The following is a 3,433-nucleotide window of genomic DNA, read 5'->3' as shown; positions in this document are numbered from 1 at the left end:
GGCCGCGACTGCGGGCCGCTGCGCTGGCTGCCTGCCATCCCCGCCGCCCTGGCCGGCGACCCGCAATGGGGCGACTACCTGCGCCGCCGCGAAAGCCTTGTCGAGGAGCTGGCCGCGCAGATCCGCGAACAAGCCCGAGCCTGGACCCCCGACACCGAGCCGAGCTGGGCGCAGCCCCTGGTCGCGGCCAACCCTGTTCTGGCCGCCGAAATCGCCGTGTTCCGGGCCGCCACCGGGGTCGACGGCGCCGACACCCGCCTCACCGGCCCACCCCAATACCCGGTGGCCACCCGCGCAATCCAAGACCTGCTGCAACGCCACGGCACCGACGCCATCGAGCGCGACAGCGCCGACCCCACCCGCTTCAACGACCTCCTCGACAAAATCGACCCCCGCATCCGCACAGACGCCTACTGGCCCACCCTGGCCGCCCACCTCACAGAAGCCGCCCGCGGCAACGACATTCGCGCTGCGATCACCGCGGCGGCCCAGCGAGGACCGCTGCCCGATGAAATGCCCGCCGCGGCGCTGTGGTGGCGACTGGCCGACGCACTGTCCCGCGCCGCAGCCCTACCCAATCGGCACCTCGTCGACCCTGCCACTACCCAGGATGAAGGCGTGCACACAAGCTTCCATGCCACGGAGAGCGCGCTCGTCGAGGTCCTGGCCGCCTCCTGGCACAACGCCGACCCGCTTACCCTCCCGCGGCCACGCACCGACCCCGCCGCAGTCACGCTGTCGGTGCCCTACGTCGTGACCACCGTGGCGGCCGAGCGCTACACGCCCGACCTCGCCGAAGCGATCCACACAGCGGCCACCGACGCCAACCGACACCACGTCCGCGTCACCGCAACACCACAGCCCGACCGGCTCAGCCTCAACCACCTCGCCGAGCAGATCACCATCCACGAACCCACCCGGCGCGGACCGGTCATCGTCGTCGAGGACGCCGCGGCCGCCGACCCCGACGCCCTTGCAGCGGTGGCCACCGCCCTGGTCCCCGCACACGGCCGCCTCCTTCTCATCGACAACGGACAGCCCGGCAGCGCCCGACGACTCCTCGACGGACTCACCCTCCCCTGGGCGGAAACCACCCGCCCCGCACCGGGCATCGACGATCCCAGACTCGCAGCCGCCGCCGATGAACACCGCGCCATCGCTGCCCGCAGCTGGCGAACCCTCACCACCGGACCCACGCGCGATCAAGGCAGAGACCGCGACCGCGGACATGGCCTCGACATCGACTGACGGGCACACCCACCGCACCCGGTATATATCGTTGACGGTATATACCGAGTCCGGTATAGTCGGGGTGTGGGTGATGAGTGGCGGATCATGCTCAGCGGCGAAGTGGAACGCTGGTATGCCGGTCTGCCTGAAAGCGAACTCGCCCAGGCCGACCAGGCCCTCGACCGGCTCGCCGCCGAGGGCATCAACCTAGGCATGCCGCACAACCGCTATCTCTCAGAGAAACTATGGGAGTTGCGGTTTCGCTGCGGACAGGTCAACCAACGCATCACCTACACCGCCGACCCCGACCGCCAGCTGGTCACCCTGACCACATTCCGCAAACAACGCCAAAACGAACGCAACGAAATCACCCGCGCACGCAAAGCGCTACGACGCCACCAGACCAAGAAGGGATAAACCGCCATGACCGTCAAGACCGCCAAGAAGACTGCTGCCCCGAAGAAGGCCGCCAAGAAAACCCCCGCCGCTGCGAAGAAGGCCGCCACCTCCAGCGGTGGGGTCGATTACCGAACCGCCCGCGCCCAGCGCCAGGCCGCCCTCACCGACGCCCAACGCCAGACCTACGAGCAGGCATACCACGACGCCGGCCGGGCGATGGACCTTGCCGACCTGGTCTACACCGCCCGCACCGAGACCGGCCTCACCCAAACCCAGCTCGCCGCAGCCATGAGTACCAGCCAATCCGCCGTCGCCGCCTGGGAGAACGGAGCACGCATCCCCGGTATCGACGCCCTCGAACGGCTCGCCGCAGCGTGCGGGAAACGCCTCCACATCGCCATCACCGCCGCGTAACCCCCAGCGGTCAGGCTGTTTCCGGGTGCCACCATTCGTGGGCCGCGCGGCAGTGCGCCACGGCCTGGGGGTCGAACACCTCGATATCGCCGAGCACGGCGTCGCACTCCTCGGCTGAACAGCCGAACTGCGTAAGCTCTGTCATCCACATCATCAGCGGTCGGGCACTTTCACCGGTCGTGGGCCACGTGGCCCATATCCGGCCGAAGGTGGCGGCCACGCTGTCACGGAAAGCCGCACGCACCGTGTCATGGGCGATGTCGAACAGCCCTTGAGCCTGCTCCGCGTACGTAGCGAGCTGCGGTATCCCGAACTCGCGTTCCAGCACCGACGGAGCGGCGAACCCTAATGCAGTGCGCCAATGCTGTTGTGCAGTAATGATATCGGGATTAGGTGCGCTTGGCCGGATGTAGAGGAGATATTCGCCGCCCTCGGTGTAGTCGGCCTCTCGCCAATCGGGGTCGCGCCCAGGTATCCGGATCCTCGGCGGTGCTTGCAGCGTGGTGCGATCCCAACTCAAGACCGGCGGGTCAAGAGAGGCGTTCGCGCACACCATCTTCAGCGTCGCACCGATCTGTTCCAGCCGGTGGGCGTACCCGATCAGCGGATAGCTCGGCGGTGCCGGGGTCTCGCCCCAGCGACCGTCCCCGGTGGACACGTGAAACTCCCGCGCCCACCGAGACGCTTGGTCGATGGTGTTGGCCAACTCGGCATGCCAGCGCTCCAGCTCGACCCTCCAGGCCGCGCCGTCCGCACCCTCTGGAGTCCTCATCGAGGAGCCTCGTATTGGAGGTCCTCTTCGACGCTGACAAGGGCCTTGACGATCATGTCGCGCAGGTCAGGGTCGCCGGTAGCGGCTGCGGCGTAGCACATGTCGGGGAGCGGCAGCGGGCGCCTGGACCACCCGCCGATGTGTTCGGCGGTACGCGCAACCATCCAGTGCGCTCGGTAGTCGGCCAGCTCTTCGGTGGTGTCGCTGGGATCGGCGACCGCGCCGGTATTGGTGGCGAAAGCCGGTCGGCGCATCGCGGTCATGACGTTGAGGGCCTTGGCCGCCTTGTCGTAGTCGGCCCACTGCTGCAGGGATGGCTCCCGGTCACTGCCGCGGATCGCCCAGACGAGGCGCAACGCCTCGTCGATACCGCCATCGATGACTTGGGCCTGGGTTGTTGCTGCGTTGATCATCGCCGCGGTCACCGCCGAGACGATCCGGTCTTGAAAAATTGGGTCGGCGTCCACGATGCGTAGCAGCCGCGGATACATCTCGGGCCACAGCACCGCCAGCCGGTGCACGTGCATGTCGTCGAGCACTGGGGCGGGCACATCGACGCCTTGTTGTAGCAGCGGGTTGGTGTCTCCCGAGCACGACGGTGGATGCTCCACCCCGGCA

4 protein-coding genes and 1 pseudogene are annotated in these 3,433 nt (G+C 68.0%); 3 read left to right on the top strand and 2 right to left on the bottom strand.

What is annotated here, in order from left to right; translation table 11 throughout:
• The 3 genes and pseudogenes from WA944_RS21390 to relB form a co-directional block, all read left to right on the top strand.
• Window positions 1-1,248, top strand: a pseudogene (locus WA944_RS21390) (MobF family relaxase); the annotation flags it as partial.
• 66 nt (window positions 1,249-1,314) lie between these two features.
• Window positions 1,315-1,647, top strand: coding sequence for a type II toxin-antitoxin system RelE/ParE family toxin (locus tag WA944_RS21385; protein ID WP_526371673.1), 333 nt, complete (start codon window positions 1,315-1,317; stop codon window positions 1,645-1,647).
• A 6-nt stretch (window positions 1,648-1,653) separates the two neighbouring features.
• On the top strand, window positions 1,654-2,043 hold the full coding sequence (relB, locus tag WA944_RS21380) for a type II toxin-antitoxin system RelB family anti-toxin (RefSeq protein WP_526371675.1): 390 nt from the start codon (window positions 1,654-1,656) through the stop codon (window positions 2,041-2,043).
• 10 nt (window positions 2,044-2,053) lie between these two features.
• Here relB and WA944_RS21375 read toward each other — a convergent pair whose 3' ends face one another.
• Both WA944_RS21375 and WA944_RS21370 read right to left on the bottom strand, forming a co-directional pair.
• Window positions 2,054-2,815, bottom strand: a complete 762-nt coding sequence (locus WA944_RS21375; RefSeq protein ID WP_526371677.1) for a hypothetical protein — start codon at window positions 2,813-2,815, stop codon at window positions 2,054-2,056.
• Window positions 2,812-3,433: EspK C-terminal domain-containing protein (locus WA944_RS21370; protein ID WP_526371678.1), on the bottom strand; the 622-nt coding region annotated here is incomplete at its 5' end. The genes WA944_RS21375 and WA944_RS21370, both read right to left, overlap by 4 nt.

Origin of the sequence: Mycobacterium sp. (assembly GCF_049683355.1) — a bacterium.
Taxonomy (GTDB): Bacteria; Actinomycetota; Actinomycetes; order Mycobacteriales; family Mycobacteriaceae; genus Mycobacterium.
This window is presented reverse-complemented; position numbering and strand designations above follow the sequence as displayed.

Excerpts from the sequence above, each read along its gene's own strand:
- relB (WP_526371675.1), top strand. The coding sequence starts at position 1,654 with ATGACCGTCAAGACCGCCAAGAAGACTGCTGCCCCGAAGAAGGCCGCC.
- WA944_RS21375 (WP_526371677.1), bottom strand. The coding sequence starts at position 2,815 with ATGAGGACTCCAGAGGGTGCGGACGGCGCGGCCTGGAGGGTCGAGCTG.